The organism is Leucobacter alluvii, from assembly GCF_039530485.1.
In the GTDB taxonomy this organism is placed as follows: Bacteria; Actinomycetota; Actinomycetes; order Actinomycetales; family Microbacteriaceae; genus Leucobacter; species Leucobacter alluvii.
Map to the genome: position 1 here is coordinate 357,996 of NZ_BAAAOP010000012.1, position 24,548 is coordinate 382,543.

The window sequence follows — 24,548 nt, forward strand, 5'->3', positions numbered from 1 at the left end:
TAGTAGCTATGCACGATGCCAGCGAGCCCGCCACGGATGCCGCGAACCACGACGGCATCTCCGAGATCATCGCTGAGTTCTCCGAGGTCTTCGCCTTCGCGCGCACTCGGTGGGCGCGGTACGCGGAAGAGGTGGACCCCGAGCTCAAAGGCATCGGCATCATGATGCTGCAGCTGATCCTGCGCAAAGGCCCGATCTCCGCGACGGGGATCAGTCAGATGCTCGACATGGATAAGGCGATGGTGAGCCGGCAGGTGACGAAGCTGCGCGAGCTCGAACTGGTCGACACGCAGCCAGCGGCCGAGGATCGCCGTGTCGTACTGCTCACGCCGAGCCCCAAGGCGGAGGAGCTGCTCGGTGCCATCCGCCAGAAATGGGCGCACGCGTACCACGAGCGCTTCGCCGATTGGAGCCCAGGAGAGCTCGAGCAGTTGCGCGTCTCGCTGCACCGGTTCAACGCATCCGCCGACGGTATGAGCAGCGAGCCCTTCGGGCCCCGCCGCGGGCGGGACCACCGAGGCGAATCCGACGGCGCCGGACCGACGCCGACGCCGACGCCGACGGGAGTCGACTCCGCCGATCCTCCCCCGCAGTAGGGCCGGCCCCTTCGTCTCACCCGCCGTTCGCCGATCGTTCACGCAGCCGTTACCCCACGGGCGGCCGTAACCAAGTCGTGACTTATACAGTGGCCACATGACGACCTCATCGCCGCTCCACGTGCAGTTGTACGAGGAGATGATCCACCGCATCCGAACGGGCGCGTGGCAGCCCGGCGAGAAGGTTCCGAGCGAGAAATCGCTCATCGCCGAGTTCGGCACATCCCGCGGCCCCGTGCGCCAAGCGCTCGCCGCTCTGCGCGCCGACGGCATGATCGTGGGTGGCCGGGGAACCCCGCCTCGTGTGCAGCACACCGCTCCCCCGCAATCGTTCGATACATTCATCTCGTTCAGCGAGTGGGCCCGCGAACTGGGGCTGACGCCCGGCCAACGCGTCATCGAGGCGAGTCGCCGATCAGCGACCGAGGAGTGCGCCCGCGAGTTGCAGATCGCCCCGGACGCACCGGTGATCGAGATCATCCGCGTGCGCTACCTCGACGAGAAACCTGCGATGCTCGAGCGCTCGCTGTTCCCGTATGAGATCGGCAAGCACCTGCTCGGCACCGACTTCCAGCACGGCAGCGTGACGCAGGCACTCGCCAACGTCGGAATCGTCCCGACTCGCGCGCGCCACGTCATCGACGCGATCGCGGCGCACCCGCTCGAGGTGGAGCAGTTGCACATCGCGCCTGGCAGCCCACTGCTGCGGGTGCGCCGCCTCGCCTACAACGAGTTCGGCACCGTCATCGAGAGCGCCGACGACCGGTATCTCCCGACCATGGCGACATTCGTGGTCGAGAACAGCGCGAAGCACCGCAACCATCTGTCCCGTCACACGGCGACCCCGGCGGGCGGCCTCCTCTCCCTGTACGACGGGGCTGGCCGCTAGCCGCATCCGAGGTCCGGAATGTCGCGTCGCAGGACGCAGGCGGTGCCTTATGCGGCAGCGGTCTGCAGCGCCGGGATCTCGGACATCGAGGCGGTCACCATGATCGGAAGGTGATCCGACGTGCCGCGGTCGAGCGTACGCACGCTGTCGATGTCGAGGCCCATCGAGGTCGCGAAATCGAAGTGGCCCCGGAACATCTTGTAGCGCGTGTAGGTGCGCTTGTCGCTGAGGCTCAGCTCGTAGCCGGTGTCGCGCATCTCGGTATCGAGGCGTCCTTTGAACACCGGGTAGTTGTAGTCTCCGACCATGAGTGCCGGCAGACCGGGCCCGAGATGGCGCAGCTCGGCGAGGGCGGCGTGGATCTGATGCCGGCGCAGCGAGTTGAGCGCCGTGAGCGGGGCCGCGTGGAACGAGGCGACGACCAGGTCGCGCTGCAACTCCGAATCATGCATCCGCACGCCCAGGAGACGCTCGTGAGCGGGGGCGAGCAGACGGTCGTGCAGTGACTTCTTCAATTGGAACGTGTGGGCGGAGCGCGTGTGGAAGCGCCCGTCGCGCACGTACATCGCAAGACCGAGGCGGTTGCGCTCGGTCGCGTGCACGAGTGAGAGGTGCCCGAGTCGTGCGGGAAGCGCGACGGCTTCAGCTTCTTGCAGGCAGAGCACATCGACGCCGTGATCGTCCGTGAGCGCATCCAGCTCACTGAGGGCGCGGTTCTTCCGCAAGTTGTAGCTGATGACCTTCATATCGCGTACCTCCATGTGGTCGTGCAGGGCGGCTGAGCCCAACAGAAGACACCCTACGCCCGGCGGCCTGTGGAGTCAGCGTGTCACTCCTGACAAATCACTCAGCTTGCTGCTGGCGCCGTGCGGGGCGTTGCAGTGCCCCATCGGGCGCACCGGACCCGAGGCGCACCGCTGCCCCTGCTACAGCTGGCGCAACCGCACCTCGAGCGTGCCGATGATCATCTGCTCCGTCACCGGAGCGACCCGGCCCGGTTCGAGCTGCGTCGCGGTTCCGTCGGCGCCGACGAGCGAGACGCCATTGGTCGACTGGAGGTCCTCGATCGACCAGTCCTCGCCTGCGCGGCGCAGGCGCGCGTGCGACTTCGACGTCGTACGCGTCGGATCGGTGATCTGCAGCACCGACGACGCCTCACGCGCCTCCGGCTTGCGACCGATGACGATGTCGTCGCCGTCGAGTTCGAGGAGTTCGCCGCCGGGCAGTTCGAGCGCCCACCGCGAGCGTCGCGACACGACGACCGTGTGATCTTCGTCGAGCCCGCCCGGTGCGGCGACCGGAGGCGCGACCGGAGGCGCGGCCGGCGGCATGGCAGAAACGGGCACCGACGGCGTCGTGGCGGGAGCCGCCGATGCAGCGACCGGAGCAGTGGGTGGAGCGACGGAGGCGGCGGGAGTCGGCGCAGCGGGCTCGGGCGTCGGCGGCGCAGCGGGCTCGACCGCCGACTGGGCTGCGGGCTCGGCCGCCGGCTGGGCTGGAGCGCCACGGTCGAAGATCGACGGCTCCGGAGCGGGCTCAGGGGCGGGCGTCGGAAGCGGCTCCGCCCCCGGGCTCACGGGAGGGTGCGCGGGCACTGGGGGTGGAGCGGGCGCTGCTCGCTGGTCGCTCTCGGGAGCCTGCGACAGCACTGCGGCTGACGGCTCGGGAAGGACCATCGGGCCGGACTCGTGCTCGACGTTGGTGTCTTCGACGGCGGGCCAGGAGAAGGGGCGCGGAGGGGCTTCCCCGCCGAGTGGCTGCGGCGCGCGCGGCGCGACTCCCTCAGCCGCGAGACGCTCGAAATCGCCTTCTGTCGTATTGCTGAACCCCCAGTTGTTCACGACCGGCTGCTGCGCGCCCGACCCTGCCTGCTGGCTCTGCACGGGCTGCTGGTTCTGCACCGGCTGCTGGCGCTGCACCGGCTGCGGGGGCGCGGGCTGCTGCCATCCGCCATTCGCGGGTTCCGGCACGGGGGCTGCGGCCCACGGGTCCTGCGCAACCGCCGGCTGCTGCGGCACCGGAGGCAGGCCCTGCCAACTGGGATCGTGCTGACCCGCTGCGGGCTGCGGCGCGAAGCCGGCAGTCCCGTACGCCGGAGCACCGGCGTAGCCGGCTCCGTCGACCCCGAAGCCATCAGCCGCGGGGTAGCCGGCGGCGGCGTATCCCGCTGCGTCGAACTCTCGATCCCGCAGCTGAGCTGAGAAGAGGGTCGCCCACAACGGCGGGATGAACGCTCCGAGCACCGTGAAACCGGCGCCCTTGCCGAACTCGGTGTTGATGCGGTGAATCGCGATGATCGAGACCACGAGCACGATGATGCTGAGACCCGGAACGATCATGAACAGCGCGAGCCAGCCCGGGAGACCGCCCCGCTGGATCAGCTGCCACTGGTTCCAGAGCGGGATCCAGCCCCACCCGGAGGGCAGTCCCAGGTAGGGGAAGAGTCGCGAAAGCGACCAGAGGTACCAGACGTAGACCGCGAGGCCGACGAGCGACCAGACACCGAAGACGAGGAAGAACCCAGCACCGAGCTGCGTCGAATTCTCGTAGACCATGAATCACTCTTTTCCGTTGGGCGATGTGGCAGGCTGCCGATCGGCACGGCAGCCTCGCGATCGGGGCGCGACGCGGCGGTAACTCTGACAGGGTACCGTTCTGGGGCCCATTCGAGAATCCCGGCGATCACGACTCGTCATGCGGGGCGTCTTGCGACGATGGGGCGTACGCGAGTTGCACCACCTGATACCCGCGCGACCGCGAGATGACCTGTGCGCGACCCGGGGCGCTCGGAATCGCCTTGACCTTTCCGATCAGCTGGCCCTCTTCGGGATTTCCGCTCAGCAGGATGCCGGTGACGCCGAGATCGGTCATGCCCTGCAGGATCGGATCGTACGCCGCACGTGACGCGCCGCCGGAACGGCGCGTCACGACGACGTGCAGTCCGAGGTCTCCGGCCTGGGCCAGGAGCTGCGCGAGCGGTGCCGCTGGGTTGCCCTGCTGCGTGGCCACCAGATCGTAGTCGTCGATGAGAATGTACCCTTCGGCCCCGGTCCACCAGCTGCGATTGCGCAGCTGGTCTGCCGTCACGTCGGGTCCGGGGAGCCGCGCCCGGAAGAACTCGACGAGCTGGTTCACCGCACCGGCGGCCTGCTCGGCGGTCGTCAGGTAGGCCCCGAGGTAGTCCTCGGGAATCTCGCCGAGGTGCGCGCGCCGGTAGTCGATCATGAAGATGCGGGCCTGGCCCGGCTCGTAGCGACGCGTGATCTCGTGCACGATGCCGCGCAGCATCGACGACTTGCCCGAACCCGAGTCGCCGTACAAGAACAGGTGCTGTTCGCGAGCGGGGTCGATGCCGATCGGCGCGAGTTCTGCCTCGTCCAGTCCGAGCAGCAACTGCTGGGGGTTCGCGGCCGGATGCTGCCGCAGTTCGTCGAGCGGCAGCCGTTCCGGCAGCAGACGCAGTTTCGGGCCCTGCTCGCGCTGCCAGGCGCTGCTGACCTTTGCGACGAGGTCGTCAACGCCGTCGACGAGGGTCTCTGCTGCCGTGTCGGTGTCGATGCGGGGAAGGGCGGTGAGCATCTGGAGGCCGGAGGGATCGAGGCCGCGACCAGGCAACGCCGATACGTTCGCCGCCGCACGGCGGTTGACCTCGGAGTCGGCGGCGTCGCCGAGTCGCAGCTCGATGCGCCCGCCCATGAGGTCCTTGACATTGGGTCGGATATCGAGCCAGCGACTCGCCGTCAGCACGATATGCACGCCGAAGCTGAGGCCGCGGGCCGCCAGCTGCTGCACGGGAGCCTCGAGATTCTCGTAATCGCTTCGGAGCGTCGCCCACCCGTCGACGACGAGGAAGATGTCGCCGTAGCCGTCGTCGACGATTCCCTGCTCGCGCCGTGCACGGTACGTGTCGATCGAGTCGATGCCGTGCGCGCGGAAGTATGCCTCTCGTGCGTTGAGGAGCGACGTGACCTCGGCGACCGTGCGACGGATCACCTCCGGCTCGCCTCGCGTGGCGAGGCCGGCGAGATGGGGGAGATTGCGCAGCCCGGCGAAGCTGCCGCCGAAGTCGATGACGAACACTTGCACCTCGTGCGGGGTGTGCGTGAGCGCGAGCGCCGAGACGAGCGTCCGAGCCGCGGTGCTCTTGCCGGAGAGCGGAGCACCCACGATCGCGACGTGCCCTGCGGCACCCGACAAGTCGAGGGTGAGCACGTCCCGTCGCTGATAGAGCGGCACGTCGACGATGCCGACCGGAACCGTGAGTCTGCGGTGCTCGCGCCAGCGGGGAGCGTGCAGGCCGAGCTCGTAGCTGACCGCGAGCTTTCCGAGCAGCTGGTCGAGCGTCGCCGGCTCCTCCAGCGGAGGCAGCCACACCTGGTGCGCGGCCGGCCCGATGCCTGACATCCGGGCGACCGCCAGCTCGAAGGTGCTGCGCGTCTCCTCCGGTTCTGCCGCTGCGAGCTCCTCGGCTCGACGCTCGGCTTCGGCGGCCTGACGCGCTGCCTCATCGGCGGGGTCGGTGAGCTGCTTCGCAGCAGCCGTGAACGGGGTGATGCGCACCGCGCCCGGCGCAGCCGACGCATCGTCTGCTGCGATCACGCGTCGTGCGGGCGGTGGTCCGGAAACATAGGCCGCGCGGAACTGGGTGAGGTTGTCATCGCTGCCGACTTTGAGCAGACCGCCGCCCGGCTCCTGCGGCAGGTGATACGCGTCGGGTACGCCGATGACGGTGCGCGACTCAGCCGCCGAGAAGGTGCGCAGGCCGATGCGATACGAGAGGTGCGTGTCGAGTCCCTTGAGGCGCGACTCCTCGAGTCGCTGCGAAGCGAGCAGCAGGTGCACGTGCAGCGAACGACCCAAGCGGCCGATCGCGACGAACGATTCGATGAACTCGGGCTTCGCGCTCAGCAGCTCGGAGAACTCGTCGGCGACGATGAGCAGCGCGGGCAACGGCGGCAGGTCGCTGCGACCGTTCTTTCTCGCCTTCTCGTACTCGCCGACGTTCACGAAGTTCCCCGCCGAGCGCAGAAGCTCCTGACGCCGCGTCATCTCGCCCTGCAGGGCGTCCTGCATGCGGTCGACGAGGCTGATCTCCTCGCCCAGGTTGGTGATGATCGCCGACACGTGCGGCATGTCGGCCATGCCTGCGAATGTCGCACCGCCTTTGAAGTCCACCAGCACGAAGTTGAGCTGCTCGGGCGAGTGCGTCAATGCGAGCGAGAGCACGAGCGTGCGCAGCACTTCGGACTTGCCCGAGCCCGTGGCGCCGATGATCAGACCATGCGGGCCCATGCCCTGCGAAGCGGACTCCTTGAGGTCGAGGATCAGCGGGGCGCCATTCGTGTCCTGCCCGATCGGCACGCGCAGCCGGTCTCGCTCGGGCAGATATCGCCACTGCTGCTCGAGGTCGAGATCACGAACGTCGGGCAGGCTCAGCAGCTCGAGCAGCTCCTGCTGTCGCTTGCTCGCTCGGGATACCGACCCTCCGCCGCCGCCTTCTCGGTGCAGCGGTGCGAGACGGCGCGCAACCGCTTCCGCCTCGACCAGGCTCATGTCGTCGGGCGCGATGGTCTGCGCCTGCGTGCGCCCCTCTGCCACCTCTGCAGTGCCGGAGCCGATGTAGACGCGTGCGGTGTACGCATCGTCGTTGTCGTCCCAAGCGCTCGGCAGATCGAGCACGGTGACTCCTTGCAGGCCACCGGCGAATACCGAGTCACTGGGCGGCACGGTGGCGCCGTCGACGACGACGAGGAGGTGCGGGCCGCTGGAGGGCGAGCCCCCGCCTGCCGAGAATCGCGGGCGTTCGCGCAGATCCGCCGGGAGCATGCGGAGCAGGGTGTCGAGATCCGAGCCGATCATCCGAGCCGGGCCGAGCGAGTCCCTGAGTCGGGTGGACTGCGCATGCGGCAACCACTTCGCCCACTCCCACTGCGGGAGCGATTCGGGGCCGGCAGCGATGACGATCTGCAGGTCGTCGGGACTGTGCAGCGCTGCGAGGTGGCAGATCATGCCCCGAGCCAGGCCCCGGATGCGACCGACGTCGTCGCCGACGAGCTGCACGCTCCGGTAATGCGAGACGCGCACATAGGTGGGCAGGTCCGGTTGGGTCTCATGCGTTGCGAGAAAGCGGTGCGCCGCCGTCGTCGCCACCGGATCGAGATCTGCGATCGGAGGCAGCTCTGGGGCGACCAGCGTGAGCGCGAGCGGCTGTTCGCAGGTTCCGACGCGCACCGTGAGGAAGTCGTCGTCTGCAGCGCCGCGCTCCCACACCCTGGTACCGTCTTCGACCAGATAGCTCAGCGTCTCAGGGGCGGGATAGCGCCAGTTGCGCTCGCGGCGCTGCGCTTTCGCCGCGGTGCGCACGGTGTCGCGCAGATCGGTGAGGTACGCGAGATACTCGCGGCGCGAGCTCAGAATCGATGCCTGCCGCGTCGCCCGCTGCCGCCAGCCGTTCACGAAGACGAACCCGAGCGCCGAGATGAGGAACATTCCACCGGTGATCCAGCCCGTCGGACCGGCGTTGCTCACGGAGACCATGATGATCGCGCCCACGCTGCCGAGCATCGGAAGCGCCGAGGTCAGCAGACTGCTGCCTCCCTCGGAGGGTTCGATCTCGGGGGGCGCCTGCAGATTGACGCTGCCGGAGGGCACGCGCGGCGGCGCGAGTCGACTGCTCATCGATGTGCTCCTTCGAGCCGGTGTTCGGCCCGGCCGTTCCCTGGTGCTGCCACCGGTTCAGACTACCAACGGCTCCCGACGCGGATGCAGCCCTTTTCCCCCGTCGCGCCACCTCGGGAACGATTAAGCTCTCGGACAGGAGCGGGTCATCGGCGCAGCGCCCCGATCCGCGGTCGACGCGAGCGTCGACGCTGATGAGAAACGTGCATGAAGGGATACTTCGGTGGAGCTCGCTGAGGGAACGGCCGCGACGCCGCCGGCCGCGTGGTACCCGGATCCGGCCGGCAGCGGCATGCTGCGCTACTGGGACGGATCGGGCTGGACCGGTCACCTCGCCCCGGCTTCGACGCAGGCGCCCCAGGCCGACCCGGCGCACCCGCATGTCCGGCCCGCATACGCGCGGGCTCGCAGACCGCCCCACGAGCGGGCTTGGACGACGGGCACGATCATCACGCTCATCGTGTGCGCTCTGCTGGTCATCGCGACGGTTCCGGCGCTCGCCTGGCTCGCGGGCGCCAAGGCGCACGCACTCGAGGGCGGCGCGGCGGCGGCCGTCGAGAAGTTCCTCGCCGCTGCGACGACGGGTGATCCGGCGTGGCGCGACGCAGCCGACCCAGCGCTGCATCCCGAGACCGACGACAGCGCCACCCCGCTCTACGGAGATATCGCCTCAGCAGAGCAGCTCGGCCTCACCCTGGACTACCGATACGACCCCGGCGATTTCGTCTATGCGAACGCCGGGTCGAGTTACCTCACCGGCGAACCGCAGACTGCGGACACTGTGTCCGTTCCCGTCGCTCTCACCTATGACTACACGGTCGATGGCGAGTCGTTCACCTCAGAACTCACGCAGGCCCTCTGGCTCACCCGCCCCTTCTACTACGACGGAGACGACGAGCCGAGCGCCTCCGATGCATCGCGCGCGCCCTCGGCCGTCGGCCCCTGGCGCGTGGCGGGGATCGCGGCCGGATCGACCATCGATTTCGACATCGCAGGCGACGAATTCGAGACCACGTTCTCCGATGCCGGCACCGGGAGCGACGAGAGCGTCTGCGCCGACCCGAAATCGATGATTCTGGAGATGTCTCAGCTCTCGCGTCAGGACGGCATGCTCAGCAGCTCGTGCCTGGTGCGACAGGGGGACGCCCGACTGCGCCCCGACGACCTCGACCCGCAGGCGGTTGCTGCGAAGTTTCCGGTGATGAACGAGTTCAGCACGATCCCCGACGACGTCATGGGAGCGGAGGTCGGCTACGACACGCTGCCACCGCTCTCCCAATACCCGATCACGATGGGCGATACGCAGTACGTCTTCACGATCGCGGCTACCCCGAGCGGTGGCGCAGGCGTGCAGGGCCAGACGCTCCGGTTCATCCAGGTCGCAGAGGTGGCGGGCGAATGAGCGCAGACACGAGCAGCGCGGGTGCCTCCCGCGAAAGCGGCGACGTTGCGACGCAGCCGCGTCGAAGAAACCGCCGGGCGAGACTGGCCCAGCTGATCGTCATCGCGGCGACCGTGCTCTGCCTCGGCGTCGCAGGTTCGGTCGCCGCCCTGAACTGGCCCACCCCGTACCCGGCGGGGCAGGCAGCGGCGGTGCCGGCTGGCGACACGACCCCAGCCTGGGTCGAGGAGGACTACGACGCTGAGACGAGCAGCTACGATCAGGCGTGGTTCGACATGAACGAGGCCCTGCAGCAGCACGATCGAGAGCTGTTCCTCTCGTACGCGGAGGGTGACGCGCAGGCGCAGCTGGCGCTGTGGTGGGACAACCTGTCCGCACTCGGCTGGACCACGGGTTTCATCGCCCCGAACACCGACGCCGATGGGTCCCAGCTGGTCAACATCGGCGTCGACCTCGGCTTCCCTGCGAACGAAATGCGCGGGAGCGGGGCGGCCGACGCTGGGCTGATTCTCACCCAGGGCAGCTATTACCGCATCACGACGACGGGCAGCGGCGATTCGCTGCGCATCACCTCTTTCGTGCCGCGCGACGTGATCCAGCCCTGGGACGACGGCAAGATCTACGTCGAGCGACGCGACCACGTCGTGCTGTTCGCACTGGAGGACGAGCGAGAGTTGGTGACGCGCACCATCGACGAAGCCGAAGAGGCGGCAGTGACGACGCTCGAACTCGCCACGCGCATGGGCGGTGACGTGCCGCAAACCGGTTTCACCTCGGGCATCACGGCGAGCAATGAACGTCTCGAGCGGTGGCGGTACGGAAACTTGGAGAAACCGGAGGGCGAGATCGACGCCGCCGGGTTCGCCCGGTCGAGCTATCGCCCCCAGGGCTCGGAGATCATCGACCCGAGCATCGCGACCGGTCAGGCGACCGGCGGCACGACCGTCGTACTGGGGCCCGGTGCCGACTTCGACCGGCGCGCGGTCTTCATCCACGAATTCGCCCATGCGATCCACTACACGGCGGCGCCGTCCCAGAGCTGGGCCACCTCGACGGCGGCGCTCGAGGGCTTCGCCCGGTATGCCGAGTACGCCTCCGGCGCCGCGCAGTTCATCGCCTATCCGGAGCTGAAAGCCGCGGTGGCGTCGCTGGGCGTCGACGTGTTCTCCGACGAGCGCATCTACCAGGAGGCCGGGGCGCTCGAAGCCTACGACGCCGCCGGATCGTACTATCTCTTCGTCGCTGAGAACGGCGGCGACCCGTGGGCGCTCGCGGTCGACTCGGTCACCGAGGGCCGACCCATCTCCGAGGTCGCCGCGGCATCCTCCGCTGCGCTCTCGGCCGAGAACTGGCAGCTCTGGGTCGCGGGCCAGTAGGCCGAGCTACCCGCGTTCCCCTCAGCTGCCGTCGCTCTCCGGGATGCGGCCGCCGGCGCGCGAGGCACGTGCTGCCGGTCCGCCGTCGCCCTCGTCCTCGAGCTTGGGAGCGATGTACCCGCCCAATCCAGACCGGGCCGACTTCTTCTCAGCGCCGCCGCCGGCGCCGCCGCCCATCATCATGCCTCCAGGGCGCGCGCCGCGGCCCGAGCCGGCGGTGTTCGACGATGCGCCGGATCCGCCACCCGATCCTCCGGCACCGGCCGCCGCCGCCGCACCGCGCAGGCCGCCGCCGCCGGTCAGGCCTGCCCCGGCGGGAGCCGCGCCGAGCCCTCCGGGGCCGACCGCGCCGAGGCCCATGCCGAAGCCGGAACTGCCGCCGCCCGCGCCCGCCAGCTTCGCTCCCGCCGCGAGACCGGCCGCGCCGAGCCCGGCTGCCCCGAGACCGCTGCGCACCGCCGACCCGTCGAGGTTGCTGTCGACGCTCGGGCGCTGCCCGGTATCGGTCCAATTCGGATCCTCCGGGCCGCCGGGGCCATCAGAACCCGGCCCGTCGGGGTCGAAGGGCGGTGGGTCCGTGATCACCGGCGGCCAGTCGGGGTCGAGCGGCTGCGGGAGCGTGGGGTCGTTCGGACCGTCCGGGCCGTTCGGTCCGGTCGGATCAACCGGTCCCCCAACGTCGCCCGAACCGCCGCCGCCCGATCCGGGGCCGGTACCCGTCGGACCGCCTCCGCCCGGATTTCGGCCGACCGGCGGCGGCACACTCGGGCCAGGGCCTCCCGTGACCGGAGACGAGGTGCCGTCGCGGTCACCAGTGGGCTGATTTTTGATATTCGGATCGCTCGGATCGACACGATCGAAACCGGTGCGGATCGCGAGGTCGAGTTCCTCAGAGCGCTCGACGACGAACTTCCTCATCCGATCCACAGCTTTGCGGGCCTCCTCCTCCCGGCGCTCCTGGAAGAACGCGCTCGCAACCGCGACTCCCACGGGACCGGTTCCGAGCCCGATCAACCCGTAGGCGGTCATCGCCTCTGGCTGCCCACGGTCGATCGCGTCGCGAACGGTGGAAGGGAGGCCTCCCATCGGCAGCGCTTCAATCTCCTGTTGAGCCCGTTCCCGGATCAGCTCACTGTGCTTGGGAATGATCTTCTCGATGTCGTCCAGCCAGCTCCGGGCGTTCTGCAAGGTCAGTTCCATGGCCTGCAGATGCGCGGCAGCGACGCTGGCCGCCGTGCCCGACCATTCTCCGTTCTCGATCGATTCGCGCACCTCCTGGGTTCGCGTCTTGACGTTCCGCAGTGACTCCTGCATCCAGGAGAGTTTGTCGAGGTGCCACGACGCGCCGGATGCGAGATGGTGCAGTTCTTCCTCAGCGCTCATGTCCGCCTCCTACAGTCTGATGATGATTCTCTGCTCGCGGGCGCTTTCTCGTGGCGAGGACCACGACTGCGATCAGCACGAGTACGACGATTCCGCCTCCGACGGCGATCCAGACCCACAGCGTACTGCCGGTCGCTTCACTCGGGGCATCGGCGGCCTGCCCGTACACCGAATCGACCCGCTCGCCGCTGTCTGAGAGGACCTGGGCACCGTCGTTCACGACGGCTGCATAGGCTTCAGCCTGCGGCGGGAACGGCCCGAGTGACCACTCGCACGCCCATTTGTCGCCATTTTCCGACACGGTGCCGACCGAGCCGTCCGGTGCCGCGCATCTCGAATCGGAAACATCGGAGACGAACAGCGGATTCACGTCGGGGAGCTCTCGCGGATCCAGTTCGAGGGCGCTCTTCGGGTTCGCGTACCCGTAGCCGAACCGGGTGTCGTTCCACACGGGCTCGTGCTCACCACCGGCGCCGGTCGTGCGCACCATCGCCTGCAGTGCCTGAAATACCGTGGCATCGGGATACTTCTGCATGATGAGTGCAAGCGACCCCGCGAGGATGGGCGCCGCATACGAGGACCCGTCGATCCGCGTCGGCCCCCACGCGGACTCATCGCCCACACCGAGGAGGGACGCACCAGGTGCGGCGAAGGCGAGATTCGACGATCCGGAGCCCCGGTCTCCCGTCGCTGCACTCGTGAGCAGTTCGCCATTCGCGTCGATCGCGCTCACGGGCGCTGCACCATTCGTGAGCCACGGGCCGCCGATGAACCCCAATTCCGTATCAGGATTGGGTGTGCCCGTCACAACAGCGACCCCACGCGCCTGGGCTTCGATCAACACCTGATCCCAGTCGCCGAGTCCGCTGAGCACCGACACCGACACGATGTCGGCACCGTCGCGGATCGCCGCACGCGCGGCGAGAGCGGTCGCATCACCCTCCCCGCTCGGATTCTCGTAGATCTCGGTCCCATCGCCGAGGCTGATGTCGCGCGCGAGATCGATGTCTCCATCGGCCCGGGTCGGATCCCGAAGTTCGCACTGGTCGACTTCTTCGACGTCACCGACTCCGTAGAACCAGACGGAAGCCTTCGGTGCGATTCCCGCAGCTCCAGGGCCGCCGTCCTCCGCCGTCCCAGACCCCGCGAGCATCGACACGACGTTCGTCCCGTGCTCCGAGATCGCCGGGTCCGTCGACTCGATCTGCACGGGCTCGCCGGTTTCGGGATCGACGCATGTGGTTCCCCGCACCTCCACGTCGGCCCCCGCCAGCTCGGGTACCTCGGTGTTGATGGCCTCATCGATCACCGCCACGGTGACGCCCTCGCCCGTGACGCCCTCCTCCTGAAGCGCAGCGTAATCGAGCCATCGCTTGGCATTCCACAGCAGATCCGAGCGCTCGCCGGGACCCACCGGTGCGGCCACCGCCGGCGATGCGTAGCTCATCAGAACCACGGCCGAAGCCAGCATGAACGCGCCGCTGGAAAGTCTGACTCCGCGCCGGATCACAGCATCCACTCCGTACCGGAGTTGGGGTCCTCGGTCTCACCGGCAGGGTTCTTCGGAGTCTGCGGAGTCTTCGGCGTTTCAGGGGCAGGTTGCGATCCCGTCACATCGTGAGTGAGATCTTCGACGTCGGCAAGCAGCGCGTTCAGTGTGGCGGCCGCTTCTGCATCGACTGCCTGCTGCTCCGCGACCGCCAGCTTCATGGCTTCCTGAATCCGCTGCAGTTCGTCGTCCAACTTCTCGACCTGACCGTATATCTGCCGTCCGCCCTGCTCGAGCGCGGAGAAATACTCGCGTCCCAGCCCCGAGCTGATGCCGCTCACCGACGCCATCTCCGCCCTGTTGGGGTAGTCCCCCTGGATCGCGCGCAGCGTGCCGAGCAGATCTCCGAAGCCCTCGGCCAGGCCGATCCGTTTTCCGCTCATGACCCTGTCTCCCTGTTCTCCCCCGTGCACATCACTGCAGTCCGCTCGCCCTCGTCGACTCTCTCAACCGCTGGAGCGTCTCGACGAGACGCTGCTGAGCCTCGACCATCTCTGGCGTGAGCGGCACCGGCCCCTCGTGCTCCTCTTCCGCAGCATCCTCGAGCTCGCCCAACGTCTTGCCCATCGCCGTGCGCACCGCCCGCGCCTCGGTCGAGAGGTCGAGGCCCTGCAGTACGGCGAACTCACTCGTCTGACCGAGGTCGATGCGCTGCTGCAAGATCTGCCAATCACGACCGTGCTCACCACGACGGCGCGCCTCAGCCGTTTTCACGGCCTCGTCCCGACGTGCTGCCTCGCGCTGCTCGCGCGCCGCGGCCATCGCGCGAGTGCGCGCGTCGAGCTGCGCCGTCGCGGCTTGCAGCTGCGCGATGGCCTCTGCTGGATCTCTCGTCATCCCTGCGTCTCCTGGTCCTGCGTAGTGACGATCACGTTCACGGCTGCGAGCCGGAGCCCGAGCCGCCAGCCCCCGAGCCGCCAGCGCCGGGTGCGCCGCCGCCAGCACCCCCCGAGCCGCCGCTGATCGTTCTGATGTCTCGCACGCCGCCCACGACCGAGCTCACGGTCTCGTAGACCGCGAGACCGATCGATGCGGCCGCCGTCAGACCGGACAACGCGCTTCGCACGCCACCGAGCAGATTCGCGATGCCCGTGTGAATCGCGATGACCGCCTCGATGAATCCCAGGAATTCGTTGAAGAGGTCGATGACCTCGATGACCCAGCCGGCGACGATCGGGATGGCGATCGCGAGCACCTTCGCGGCGTTGATCTGACCGAGAACGGGCACGGCGATGATCGACAGGAGGTCGAGCCCGAACGACACGATTCCCGAGATCACCTCGTTGATGAATTCCAGGATGCCGCGGGCGAAGTTCGCCAGCTGCTGATCCATGACACCGGCTTGCTCGCACTGCTGCGGCAACCCGTCGAGCAGCTCGCCGAGGCGCTCGTGACAGCGTCCGAATTCGTAGGCGGCTTCGCCCTGCCAGTCATCGGTGACGAATTCGCCGAACGACGACACGCGCTCGTTGATGAGCTGTACCGCCTGTCCGCACCGCGGCCAGGCCTCGGCTGCGAGTTCCATCGAGCGCCAATCGCCCACGAAGGGCTTGTGCACCCATTCCTCGAGCGGGCTGAACCCGACGAGCAGGCTGACGACCGTGTCGATCATGCCGAGACCAGATGCGCTCTGGTGCTCGACGCGCCACATGGTCTGTTCGAGCACCGTCGCGGGCGTCGGCGGCGTCAGCACCGTGTCGATGCCGAGGGGTGGAGCGTACGCATTCATACCGTTACCTCCGTGCGATCGGTCACCACAGTGGGCGCATCGGAATACGCGGCCGTGATCAGCGCGTCGAGATCGAAGGCGATCCCCGTCTTCGACGACGTGCCGGGCTGCGTTTCCAGCGAGGCGTCGACGAGCCGCACGTCATCCGTACCGGGACGCACTGGAGTGACCGGCTCCCGGTTCTCCCACAGCTCCTGCAGGTCCGCGAGCTCCTGAGGGGAGGGCTCGCGATCGCCGAAGAACAGCTCGCGCACCCACTCGGGCACATGCGCGACGCCGTCTTGGCATCCGGAGCACTCCGGATGGCAGCCCACCTGGGTCTCGTCCATGGCGCAGGCCGCGCACTGGCACCCGCCCGGATGCATATCGCACGACGCGCAGCGGCACCCGACCGGGTGCCCCTCGCACACGCCGCAGTGGCATCCGCTCGGATGGAACGCGTTGCACGCCTCGCAGCAGCAGCCCTCCGGATGCCCGTCTGGGCGCTCGCCTTGGGCGTTGTCGCCGTCTTCGTCGTGGGGCGACTCATCGTCGGACTCACCATCGCCCGGCGTCGGCGGTTCTGGCAACTCTGGTGTGTCCACCTCGGGTGTCGTCACCTCGGACGTCGCCACGGGAGCCCCGCCACCGCCCGGCGATCCGCCGCCACCGGGCGATCCGCCGCCTCCGGGCGATCCGCCGCCTCCGGGCGATCCGCCGCCGGGAGCAGGAGCCGGAGCAGGAGCGGGAGCAGGTGCGGGCGCCGGTTGCTCGCCGCCCGGCTCGGTCGGGCAGACCGTGTCGAGTTCGCCCTCGTGGCACTGGCAGATGTCGATCACGTGCTTCTCGCAGTTGCCCATGTCCTCGAGCGCATCGCGCACGCTCTGCGAGGTCACGGCGAGGGTGTCGCCGAGGGCTTGCAGATTGTTCATGACGGCGTCGCGCGCACCATTGTGAATGGGTTGGAGGGGCTGCAGCAGCAGCCCGAAGGCACCCTCGAGCGAACAGTATTCGCGGGCGTACTCCACAGTCCGCTGCAACGCGTTCTCGCACTCGGCGATGTTCGCGATCGCAGCTTCCATTGCGGAGGGATCGTAACTTATGCAATCACTCGACATGGTGATTCCTCGTGCTCGGCGTCCCGCCGGCCAACGACGTCCGGGGTGTGAGGCTCGCGAATCTCCGTCCGCGACTCCTCACACCCGTGTCAGGCCGGAAAGATCAACCGGCGAAGCGTCCGGCGTTGCGCGCGTCGCTGGCGTCGTAGGTCTGGGCGATCTGCTCAGTGCTGCCCGAGATGCGCTCGAGCAGCGCCTGCAGCTCGTTCAGCGACTGCGTCCACTTGCGCTGTGCGACATCGTAGGAGCCCTGCGCTTCACCGCTCCACGCCCCACGGAGCTTCGCGACTTCTGATTCGAGTCGCTCGATCTCCGAGCGGATCCCCTGTGATCCGGTACGGATTTCGGCGGCCAGCGCGCTCACCTGTGCGGTCTGCACCGACATTGACTGCATGCTCATGATTCTTCGTTCCCCTTGAAAGTGTTCGGTGTGTGCTTAGTTGCCCGACATCATTGCGCCGAGACCTGAGATCGCCTGCTGGTGCTCCTGCTCCGTGGCCGACTGATCCTGCTCGGTGCCGCGCAGCGAGTTCTCGAGCTCGACGAGCACGTTGTTGAGCTTCACCGTCTCGGCGTCCCAGCGCTGCATGAGCTGCGTGAACGCGCCCGCGGCGGAACCCTTCCAGTACCCGCGAAGCTGCTCGATATCACCGCGCACCTTCTTGGTCTGCTGATCGATGCCCGACTTCGCCTCGGCGACAGCCTGCTGCCCTCTGCGCAGGGCCCCTTCTTCAGCGGAAATGGTCTGAGCCATGTCGACTCCTCCTTCTCAACGATTCGGCCCCGTTGCGGAGCACATGACGTGATGACGTTTCGCTCTGAGCGAGGCCGCCAGTAGAGACGGTACGCGATACTCGGCGCAGACGCCAAGAAACAACTCCCCTCAGCCGCATCTCGCACTCCGCCGAAGTGCAGCCCGACCAGCGACGGAGCCGCTTCGCGCCGCCGCCGTCGGCGAACCGTCACCTACAGTTCACCCGTGATCGTCGCGACCGTGAAGCTGCGCTGACCCATGCGCACGCTCGCACCGTCTTCGAGTCGCACCCGGGCCCCGCGCACGAGGGCGCTCGTCGCCCCCGTGTCATCGACCATCTCCGATCCGTTGGTCGACCCGAGATCCGAGACCCAGACGCTGTCTCCACGGTATTCGAGACGGAGATGGGTTTTCGAGACCGACCCGTCAGGATCCTCCACGACGACGAGCTGGACTTCGGGGTCGCTCGCCTCGGGCCGTCGCCCGAGATTCACGACCGTCGGAATGCGCAACTGCGCGCGCTGACCCGTGTCGAAGTTCAGCAGCAGCAGCGTCCCCACCTCGCGCGGAGCGGGCGCTGCGGCGACCGGTGCGTCGACGGCGACCACTCCTGGCGGTAGCGGCGGCGCTGCGGCGCTCGCGACCGTCGCCGCTGCCGGAGCACGGGGCGCCGTCACCGGAGGCGTCGGCTGCGCGATCGGCACTCCCCCGGCGTGCGCGAGCTGCGCCTGAGGGGCGACGGCCTGCTGGTGAGCGAGCATCGACGCTTCTGGAGTATGCCCGCCCGCCCCCGCCATCGTGCCGGGGGCGGGCGGCGCATCGGCGGGACGCACCGGTGCCTGGAGCGCCCACGCCTCTGCGTTCCTCGACCAGAGTTCGCGCTCCGCAGCTGAGGGAACCTTGACCACCAGCGTCCGCCCAGCGCGATCCGCGAGGCTGCGTCCCATGTGCTCGGGATCGGCTGCGCTCGTCGCGACCATGACCCAGCCGCCGATGAAAGCGGCGAAGCTGCCCGCGCCCTGCACCAGGCCGCGGACGAGGCCCCGGGCCATGCCCGGAGAGTAGGGCGCGTCATCGCGTGCGGTTCGTTGACGGAGCGCCAGATTGCCGACCGTCGCACCGGTCCGCGCTTCGACGACGAGCAGAATGATCGCGGCTTCGGCGAGCACGAGGCCGCCGACGAGGAGGCTGCCCGTGAGCAGCCAGGCCGCGACCGCCAGGATGAAGCAGACCGCGGCATCGATCGAGTACGCGGCGAGTCTGGCCCCCAGGCCGGCAGGGCGGGCCCAGGCCCGCGAGCGGGCGAGCGCCGCGCTCACCCGGCCGATATCCGACCGTTGAGCGGAGGCCGGCCGACCGGCGGCGCGCCGCTCAGCGGCACGTCTGGCAGTAGCGCGCTGCGCTGCGGCCCGCTGCGCCGGGGCGCCCTGGACGGGCACTCCCCTGGCGGGAGCACCTTGCGCAGCGCCGCCGACGGGCGCGCCCGGAACCGGCGGTCGCGGATGCTGCGCGCGCTGGGGCACGGAGTGCTGAGCGGGCGACGAGGGCGGCTGCGTCGGCTGCGGGCGCGCCACTGCGGACGCGCGGGTCGGCTGCGCGGATCCTCGACGACTGCGCCTGCGTGCACCATCGTTCATGCGGCCAGCACTCCCTGCAATAGGTTCAACGTTCCGGCAGCCAGTATTCCGGAGGGGAGCACCAGGGCGACCGCGATGCTGTCCACGATATCTCCCGTGCGCGACCAGCCGAGCGACCGCTCGCCTCGCGCGAGCGGCGGGATGACAGCGGCCGCGATCACCCCGGCCGCCAGCACGAGGCCTGCGACGAGGGTGGCGATGACGCCCGGGACGATCGGCGCCACTCCGACGGCGAGCCCGGAGAGTCCGACCGCGACGGCGACGCGCGGCGGCACACGCAGAATGTTCGCGGCCGTTCGGCGGGAGGTGAGGAGCAGACCGAGCACCATCCACATGACGAATACCGCGGCCGAGATCACTTGGACCAGATCACCGCTCCGGAACGGCACGACAGCTGCAGGAATACCCGCAGCTGCGATGACCGACAGGGCGACGACGGTCGAGGCGAGACGCGCCTCTGCGGCGTCGACGAGGTCGCGCACGCGGCTCTCGTCGACGCGCTCGATGTACTCGGGCACCCGGCCGCGCACGGTCCACCGCAGCACCATGAAGCGCCCGTAGTCGATGTGGTAGCCCGGATCCACGCCCACCAGCAGGCTCGGCGCGGCGCGAAATCCGACCGCGGCGGCGGCACCGGCGACGATGAGCAGCTGCGCGGGCGACCAGCCGAGCGCAGGGCTGACCATCGCGAAAGCTGCGAAGAGTGCGGAGATCACCACGATCGGCGTCGCCGCGGCGCGGAGCAGTGGCGCACTCGCCACGAATCCGAGCATGGCGGCGAGCACTGAGACGCTCGCCGCGCCGACCGCGATGGCAAGACCAGGCGTGCCCGCGACGCTCGGCCACACGGCGATCGCGGCGGAGATCCCGGCGAGCACGAGTGCGGAGGCGAACGCCGCGCCGCGCCCTCGGCGCTCGAACGAATTCGACGCCAGAGCCGCGACGGCGGCGAGCGCGAGCACGATCACCGTCGGCCATCGCGATTCAGGGGCCGCGGTCACCAGCGCGGCTCCGGCAAGGCCGAACCCGGTCAGAGCCCACGGCAGCGAGCTGACGTTCGCACTGCGGTCGGAAGCGCCTGAACGCGCGGCGGCGGAACCGGCCGCGCCGGCCACGGCGTAGAGCCCGCCCTCGCGGAGTTCGCGAACGCTGGTGGCGGTGTCGACGACGGAGCCGTCCGGGCCGAGTACCTGCTCCCCTGCCCCGAGGTGCACGCCGATCGCCGCGAGCGCTCCGGCGAGCGCCTCGTTCTGAGGCACCACCAGATCGTGCCGGTCTCCCGCCGCATCGAGCGCGATCCGGCGCAGGTGCGGCGCAGGCTGACTCACGCCAGCAAGTGTAGCGCCGCCCTGCGGAATGCGATCGAGGGGACGGAGAGGCCCGATCCGCACTAGGATGCTTGCTGGAACCTGGGGAAAGCCCGATCATTCGGATGGGGAGGCAGTACGTGAGCGCAGAAGCGACCGACACGAGCGCCGTAGTGCGGCTATCGGTCGTGCATGCTGAGCGCCGAGTCGACCTCGCGATACCCGGTCGCCTGCCCCTCCTGGAGGTGCTGCCCGGCGTCGCACGCGGTCTCGGGGTACTCGACGCCACGCTGCTGCACGGCGGCTACCGTCTCACACGCGCCGACGGCTCGGAGCTCGATCCCACGCGCGGCGCGATCGCGCAGGGCGTCGACCAAGGCGAGATACTCACGCTCACGCGGGGCCAGCTGGTGGCGGTCCCCCGCCGGTACGACGATGTCGTCGAAGCCGTGATCGATGCGACCAGCGCCCATCACACGGCCTGGCGGCCGGAGGATGCCGCTCGCACGGCCACCGCCGTCAGCCTGACGCTCGTTGCGCTCAGCGCGATCCTCCTCGCCCTGCAACCCTCCACGTCGTACCTGCCGGCCATCATCGCCGGGGTCGGCACCCTCGTGTTGCTCGCCCTGACCGCCACGCTGTGCCGCATCCGTCAGCACGAGGCCGGACTCGGGTTCGGCCTCGCTGCGGCGACGTTCGCCGGTCTCACCGGATATCTCATCGCGCAGAACCAGCCCCTGTGGGGATTCGCACTCGCGGCAGCCGGGCTCGGGCTGATGGCGGGCGGCGGTGCTGCGCTCCTGCTCGCGACGAAACCCGCTGAGATGCTGCTCCTCCCCGTGGCGCTCGGTCTCGCGCTCGTCGTACCGGCCGGCATCGTCGGCATCACGGGCGTCGACCCGTCTGGCCCGTACGCGATCATGGTCGCCTGTGCCGGGCTCCTCGCCGGGGCGCTCCCCTGGCTCACGCTCAGCAGCACCCGCATTCGTGTCATCTCGCCGATGACCGAGAACGAGATGTTCGATCCACCGCCCCCGGTCGACCCCGAACGCGTCGCCGCCCGAGTCGACGCCGGGCACCGACTGCTCGTCGCCCTGCGCATCGCGTTCGCGATCGCCGTGCTCCTGGCCACCCCTGTCGTGGCGAGCTCCAGCTGGATCGGGACGGTGCTCACCCTCATCTGCGGCGCCGTCCTGATGTTCCAGTCCCGGCAGTCGGCGCGTCGCGCCTCCGTCATCGTGCTGCTCGCGGGCGGCACCGCGATCCTCGCGGTGACCGGTGTGGCCGCGATCCTCTCGCATCGAGAGCAGGCCCCCATGCTGCTCGCTGGCCTGCTGATCGCCACCGGGCTGGTCTCCGGCCTCACACTGCTGAGCGAACGCGCGCGCATGCGCATCACGACGCTGGGAGACACGATCGAGGTCGTCCTGCTGGCGCTGCTGCTCCCGCTCGGTGCGATCACCGCAGGGCTCGCGTAACCCGTGGCGACGAAAAAGGACCTGCTCGAGGCGCAGAACTTCAGCAAGGCCAGGCTCCTGTCCGCCTTCATCGGCGGTGCTCCCGGTGGCAAGGAGCTGGAACCGGCGAAGCCGCTGCGAGCGGTATTCGCCGGTATCGCCTTGACCGCGATGGTGATTCTGGCCGGAGTCTTCATCGGGCTCATGCAGCCCAAGCTGCCGAGCGGCTGGGAGAACAATCGTCTGATCGTCGCGAGCGACACGGGCGCCCGGTACATCAGCGTCGCGGGAGAGCTCCACCCCGTCATCAACACCGTGAGCGCCCGCATGGCGATTCCCGAGGGCGAATTCAGTGTGGTCACGGTGAAGCAGGGCGCACTCGAAGGGATACCGATCGGCGGTACGGTCGGTATTCTCGGCGCCCCCGACACGCTGCCGGAGACGAGTCATCTCGACGGCGCCGGATGGGCGGCCTGCGCCACTCCCGGCGCCACATCCGTGCACGTGGGCGACGAGCAGATGCGAGCGGCGGCCGACGGCAGCGGCATCGTGGTCGAGCGCGACGGCGAGACCTACGTCGTCTCGGGCGGAACGAGCTACCTGGTGCCCGAGCAGGATCGCACGGCCGTGCTCCGAGCGATCGGTCTCGACGCCGCCGCAACCGTCGAGGTGCGCGGCGAATGGCTCGCACTCTTCACGCGCGGCTCCGATCTGCAGCCGCTGACCTTCGACGGACGCGGCACCATCGAGGGCGTCGACCTGCCAGCTGGATCGGTGATCCGCCCCACGGGCGGCGGTGACTCCGAACGCTACCTGCTCACGGCCGATGGATCGCTCTCGCGGCTGAGCGACCTCGCCTACCGCCTCTACCTGCTCGGCGGCGGCGCGGGTGCGCTCGGCGACGAGGTCGAGATCAGTCCGGCGGAGATCGGGGTCCTGCCCTCGGCCGATGCGGCTGGCGCCGATGACTGGCCGCAGCAGACGCTCACCCCGCTGACCGGTACCACGGCACCCTGCGCAACGCTCGTGGGTGATGCGAACGAGCAGCGCACAGCACTCGCGGAGGGCGGATCGGCGATCGACGACCGCGATGGCGTGGATGACGAAGCGGTGACCGAGACCGGCAACACGCGCGTCACCGTCTCGGAGGACGGCGGCGCTCTCGTGCGGGGCGGAGCGGCGGGCACGCTCACCCTCGTCGACGGCGGCGGCACCGCCTACGCGGTTCCGGGCGACCCCGCCTCGGGCGCGGCACGACTCGGCTACACGGCGAGCGACATCACCACCGTGCCGGCGCCCTGGATCCTCCTCCTGCCCGCCGGGCCCGCGCTCACACCGGAAGCCGCAGGGGCGACACCGGAGGCGCAGTGATGAGCCGACGCCGCGCGGTTCCGGATCGCGGGGGGCTCCGACGCGTCGGCGCTCTCGCGCTGGCATCCGCCATCGCCTCCGGTCTGCTGATGGCCGCCCCCGACGTCGTCGCGCCGGTCCGGGCATCCGCTGCTGAGGAGTGCGGCGTCGGTGTGATGGCGCGTCTGCCCGGTCCACCGAGCGCGTTCGCCGCGATGGGCTGGGCTCCCCAGGGCACCGCGGACACCGGGGCGGCCGCGCCGACCGGGGCGGGCGTCACCGTCGCCGTCATCGACTCCGGCGTCGACGTGTCACGGCCGCAGCTCGCCGATGCATTCGCGCCGGGAAGCACGTCGCTCATCAGCGACGGGGAGCGGCCGGACGGTCTCGGCGACCCTCAGGGCCACGGCACTGCGCTCGCCGGCGTCATCGCCGCCCGCCCCGCCGACACCTCCGGCGCGGTCGGCCTCGCGCCGGATGCGAGGATCGTGTCGCTGCGCATCTTCCGCGGCACCGACGAGGAGAGCGAACGGGCAGGGTTCGGGCCCGACGCCGAGCGTCTGGCCGAGGCGATACGCAGCGCCACCGACCTCGGCGCGCAGGTCATCGTCGTCGCGCTGAGCGATGACGTCGACACCCCTGCGCTTCGCGATGCGACCGCGAACGCCGCGGCCAGCGGCTCCCTCGTCGTCGCCAGCGGAGGCAACCGGAGCACGACCGAGAACACCGAAGACTCCCCGCGCTTCCCGGCGGCGTACCCCGGGGCGCTCTCCGTCACCGCGGTCGACGCGAACGGTCTGCCGACCTCGGATTCGATTCACGGCCAGCACATCGAAGTGGCCGCTCCCGGGCAGGACGTGCTCACCACATCGACCGGCGGCGGCGACTGCCGCTACGCGCCGGACGCCCCGTCTTCGAGCTTCGCGACCGCGTACGCGGCGGGCGCGGCCGCGCTGCTCGCGGAGGAGTACCCCGATGAAGGCCCCGAGGGATGGGCGTATCGACTCATGGCGACCGCCGCGCGGTCGAACCCGGACGCCCGCGACGACCAAGTGGGGTGGGGCGTGATCCGCCCCGCTGCCGCACTCGACCTGCGCCCGGATTCCACCACGCGCGGACCCACGAGCCCGTTCGCCGACACGAGTGATGCGGCCTTCTCGTCGAGCAGTACGCGCGTCGCCCCCGAGCCGGCGGAGCCGGGGAACGCGGCGTTCATCACTGCGATCGCCGTCGTCGCCGCCGGGCTCGTGTCCCTCTTCGGCCTCGGAGCGATCCTGCGCCGCCGCCCGCGCAACGACTCCGCGTCTCGCTGAGAGACCCTCGCCGTTGCCCCGGCGGTCCGGA

Annotated in this window: 20 protein-coding genes; 7 read left to right on the forward strand and 13 right to left on the reverse strand. The window is 69.4% G+C overall.

Translation table 11 applies throughout. From position 1 onward, the window contains the following. Positions 1–8: 8 nt before the first annotated feature. Together ABFX18_RS12895 and ABFX18_RS12900 are read left to right on the forward strand one after the other, a co-directional pair. The gene (locus ABFX18_RS12895; protein ID WP_346058532.1) at positions 9–596 is read left to right on the forward strand and encodes a MarR family winged helix-turn-helix transcriptional regulator; all 588 of its coding nucleotides are present in this window, start codon (positions 9–11) and stop codon (positions 594–596) included. Positions 597–693: 97 nt separating this feature from the next. Further along, on the forward strand, positions 694–1,485 hold the full coding sequence (locus tag ABFX18_RS12900) for a GntR family transcriptional regulator (protein ID WP_346058533.1): 792 nt from the start codon (positions 694–696) through the stop codon (positions 1,483–1,485). Between the two features lie 47 nt (positions 1,486–1,532). Here ABFX18_RS12900 and ABFX18_RS12905 read toward each other — a convergent pair whose 3' ends face one another. The 3 genes from ABFX18_RS12905 to eccCa form a co-directional block, all read right to left on the reverse strand. Next, the gene (locus tag ABFX18_RS12905) at positions 1,533–2,231 is read right to left on the reverse strand and encodes an endonuclease/exonuclease/phosphatase family protein (RefSeq protein WP_090146703.1); all 699 of its coding nucleotides are present in this window, start codon (positions 2,229–2,231) and stop codon (positions 1,533–1,535) included. A gap of 180 nt (positions 2,232–2,411) precedes the next feature. Continuing rightward, positions 2,412–4,040 carry a DUF5684 domain-containing protein gene (locus ABFX18_RS12910; RefSeq protein WP_346058534.1) on the reverse strand — a complete coding sequence of 543 codons (1,629 nt, stop codon included), beginning with the start codon at positions 4,038–4,040 and terminating at the stop codon, positions 2,412–2,414. A 127-nt stretch (positions 4,041–4,167) separates the two neighbouring features. Next, complete coding sequence (gene eccCa / locus ABFX18_RS12915) at positions 4,168–8,163, reverse strand: type VII secretion protein EccCa (protein WP_346058535.1); 3,996 nt, start codon at positions 8,161–8,163, stop codon at positions 4,168–4,170. Positions 8,164–8,386: 223 nt separating this feature from the next. Here eccCa and ABFX18_RS12920 point away from each other — a divergent pair, with 223 nt between their 5' ends. Continuing rightward, entirely contained in the window at positions 8,387–9,565 is a 1,179-nt protein-coding gene (locus tag ABFX18_RS12920; protein WP_211650088.1) for a DUF2510 domain-containing protein, read from the forward strand. Beyond that, complete coding sequence (locus tag ABFX18_RS12925; protein ID WP_200330088.1) at positions 9,562–10,941, forward strand: hypothetical protein; 1,380 nt, start codon at positions 9,562–9,564, stop codon at positions 10,939–10,941. Before ABFX18_RS12920 ends, ABFX18_RS12925 begins: the two co-directional genes overlap by 4 nt. Positions 10,942–10,962: 21 nt before the next feature. On the opposite strand, the gene ABFX18_RS12930 is transcribed toward ABFX18_RS12925, so the two are convergent. The 10 genes from ABFX18_RS12930 to ABFX18_RS12975 form a co-directional block, all read right to left on the reverse strand. After that, positions 10,963–12,324 carry a hypothetical protein gene (locus tag ABFX18_RS12930; protein WP_346058536.1) on the reverse strand — a complete coding sequence of 454 codons (1,362 nt, stop codon included), beginning with the start codon at positions 12,322–12,324 and terminating at the stop codon, positions 10,963–10,965. Next, entirely contained in the window at positions 12,314–13,834 is a 1,521-nt protein-coding gene (locus tag ABFX18_RS12935; protein ID WP_346058537.1) for a S8 family peptidase, read from the reverse strand. The genes ABFX18_RS12930 and ABFX18_RS12935 overlap by 11 nt, the downstream gene beginning before the upstream one ends. Further along, positions 13,831–14,256 (reverse strand): hypothetical protein, encoded by a 426-nt coding sequence (locus tag ABFX18_RS12940; protein WP_346058538.1) that lies wholly within the window; start codon positions 14,254–14,256, stop codon positions 13,831–13,833. Before ABFX18_RS12940 ends, ABFX18_RS12935 begins: the two co-directional genes overlap by 4 nt. 31 nt (positions 14,257–14,287) lie before the next feature. Beyond that, positions 14,288–14,710: a hypothetical protein gene (locus ABFX18_RS12945; protein ID WP_090146691.1), complete on the reverse strand. Its 423-nt coding sequence runs from the start codon at positions 14,708–14,710 to the stop codon at positions 14,288–14,290. 37 nt (positions 14,711–14,747) lie between these two features. Further along, positions 14,748–15,602: a hypothetical protein gene (locus ABFX18_RS12950; RefSeq protein WP_090146689.1), complete on the reverse strand. Its 855-nt coding sequence runs from the start codon at positions 15,600–15,602 to the stop codon at positions 14,748–14,750. Next, a complete protein-coding gene (locus tag ABFX18_RS12955; RefSeq protein WP_346058539.1) occupies positions 15,599–16,663 on the reverse strand; it encodes a hypothetical protein in 1,065 nt (354 codons plus the stop codon). Before ABFX18_RS12955 ends, ABFX18_RS12950 begins: the two co-directional genes overlap by 4 nt. A 139-nt stretch (positions 16,664–16,802) precedes the next feature. Next, on the reverse strand, positions 16,803–17,093 hold the full coding sequence (locus tag ABFX18_RS12960; protein WP_211650549.1) for a WXG100 family type VII secretion target: 291 nt from the start codon (positions 17,091–17,093) through the stop codon (positions 16,803–16,805). A 42-nt stretch (positions 17,094–17,135) separates the two neighbouring features. After that, on the reverse strand, positions 17,136–17,453 hold the full coding sequence (locus ABFX18_RS12965; protein WP_090146683.1) for a WXG100 family type VII secretion target: 318 nt from the start codon (positions 17,451–17,453) through the stop codon (positions 17,136–17,138). Between the two features lie 212 nt (positions 17,454–17,665). Then, positions 17,666–19,090 carry an RDD family protein gene (locus tag ABFX18_RS12970; protein ID WP_346058540.1) on the reverse strand — a complete coding sequence of 475 codons (1,425 nt, stop codon included), beginning with the start codon at positions 19,088–19,090 and terminating at the stop codon, positions 17,666–17,668. Next, the gene (locus ABFX18_RS12975) at positions 19,087–20,418 is read right to left on the reverse strand and encodes a hypothetical protein (protein WP_346058541.1); all 1,332 of its coding nucleotides are present in this window, start codon (positions 20,416–20,418) and stop codon (positions 19,087–19,089) included. Before ABFX18_RS12975 ends, ABFX18_RS12970 begins: the two co-directional genes overlap by 4 nt. A gap of 119 nt (positions 20,419–20,537) precedes the next feature. Here ABFX18_RS12975 and eccD point away from each other — a divergent pair, with 119 nt between their 5' ends. The 3 genes from eccD to ABFX18_RS12990 are packed head-to-tail and all read left to right on the forward strand — an operon-like array spanning position 20,538 to position 24,517. Beyond that, entirely contained in the window at positions 20,538–21,875 is a 1,338-nt protein-coding gene (gene eccD, locus ABFX18_RS12980) for a type VII secretion integral membrane protein EccD (RefSeq protein WP_346058542.1), read from the forward strand. Positions 21,876–21,878: 3 nt separating this feature from the next. Next, positions 21,879–23,225 (forward strand): type VII secretion protein EccB, encoded by a 1,347-nt coding sequence (gene eccB / locus ABFX18_RS12985; RefSeq protein ID WP_346058543.1) that lies wholly within the window; start codon positions 21,879–21,881, stop codon positions 23,223–23,225. Beyond that, positions 23,225–24,517 carry a S8 family serine peptidase gene (locus ABFX18_RS12990; protein ID WP_211650076.1) on the forward strand — a complete coding sequence of 431 codons (1,293 nt, stop codon included), beginning with the start codon at positions 23,225–23,227 and terminating at the stop codon, positions 24,515–24,517. Before eccB ends, ABFX18_RS12990 begins: the two co-directional genes overlap by 1 nt. The last annotated feature ends 31 nt before the right edge of the window (positions 24,518–24,548 follow it).

Coding starts and splice junctions, on each gene's coding strand:
- ABFX18_RS12895 (WP_346058532.1), top strand. CDS start 9: ATGCACGATGCCAGCGAGCCCGCCACGGATGCCGCGAACCACGACGGC.
- ABFX18_RS12900 (WP_346058533.1), top strand. CDS start 694: ATGACGACCTCATCGCCGCTCCACGTGCAGTTGTACGAGGAGATGATC.
- ABFX18_RS12905 (WP_090146703.1), bottom strand. CDS start 2,231: ATGAAGGTCATCAGCTACAACTTGCGGAAGAACCGCGCCCTCAGTGAG.
- ABFX18_RS12910 (WP_346058534.1), bottom strand. CDS start 4,040: ATGGTCTACGAGAATTCGACGCAGCTCGGTGCTGGGTTCTTCCTCGTC.
- eccCa (WP_346058535.1), bottom strand. CDS start 8,163: ATGAGCAGTCGACTCGCGCCGCCGCGCGTGCCCTCCGGCAGCGTCAAT.
- ABFX18_RS12925 (WP_200330088.1), top strand. CDS start 9,562: ATGAGCGCAGACACGAGCAGCGCGGGTGCCTCCCGCGAAAGCGGCGAC.
- ABFX18_RS12930 (WP_346058536.1), bottom strand. CDS start 12,324: ATGAGCGCTGAGGAAGAACTGCACCATCTCGCATCCGGCGCGTCGTGG.
- ABFX18_RS12940 (WP_346058538.1), bottom strand. CDS start 14,256: ATGAGCGGAAAACGGATCGGCCTGGCCGAGGGCTTCGGAGATCTGCTC.
- ABFX18_RS12945 (WP_090146691.1), bottom strand. CDS start 14,710: ATGACGAGAGATCCAGCAGAGGCCATCGCGCAGCTGCAAGCCGCGACG.
- ABFX18_RS12950 (WP_090146689.1), bottom strand. CDS start 15,602: ATGAATGCGTACGCTCCACCCCTCGGCATCGACACGGTGCTGACGCCG.
- ABFX18_RS12955 (WP_346058539.1), bottom strand. CDS start 16,663: ATGGAAGCTGCGATCGCGAACATCGCCGAGTGCGAGAACGCGTTGCAG.
- ABFX18_RS12960 (WP_211650549.1), bottom strand. CDS start 17,093: ATGCAGTCAATGTCGGTGCAGACCGCACAGGTGAGCGCGCTGGCCGCC.
- ABFX18_RS12965 (WP_090146683.1), bottom strand. CDS start 17,453: ATGGCTCAGACCATTTCCGCTGAAGAAGGGGCCCTGCGCAGAGGGCAG.
- ABFX18_RS12970 (WP_346058540.1), bottom strand. CDS start 19,090: ATGAACGATGGTGCACGCAGGCGCAGTCGTCGAGGATCCGCGCAGCCG.
- ABFX18_RS12990 (WP_211650076.1), top strand. CDS start 23,225: ATGAGCCGACGCCGCGCGGTTCCGGATCGCGGGGGGCTCCGACGCGTC.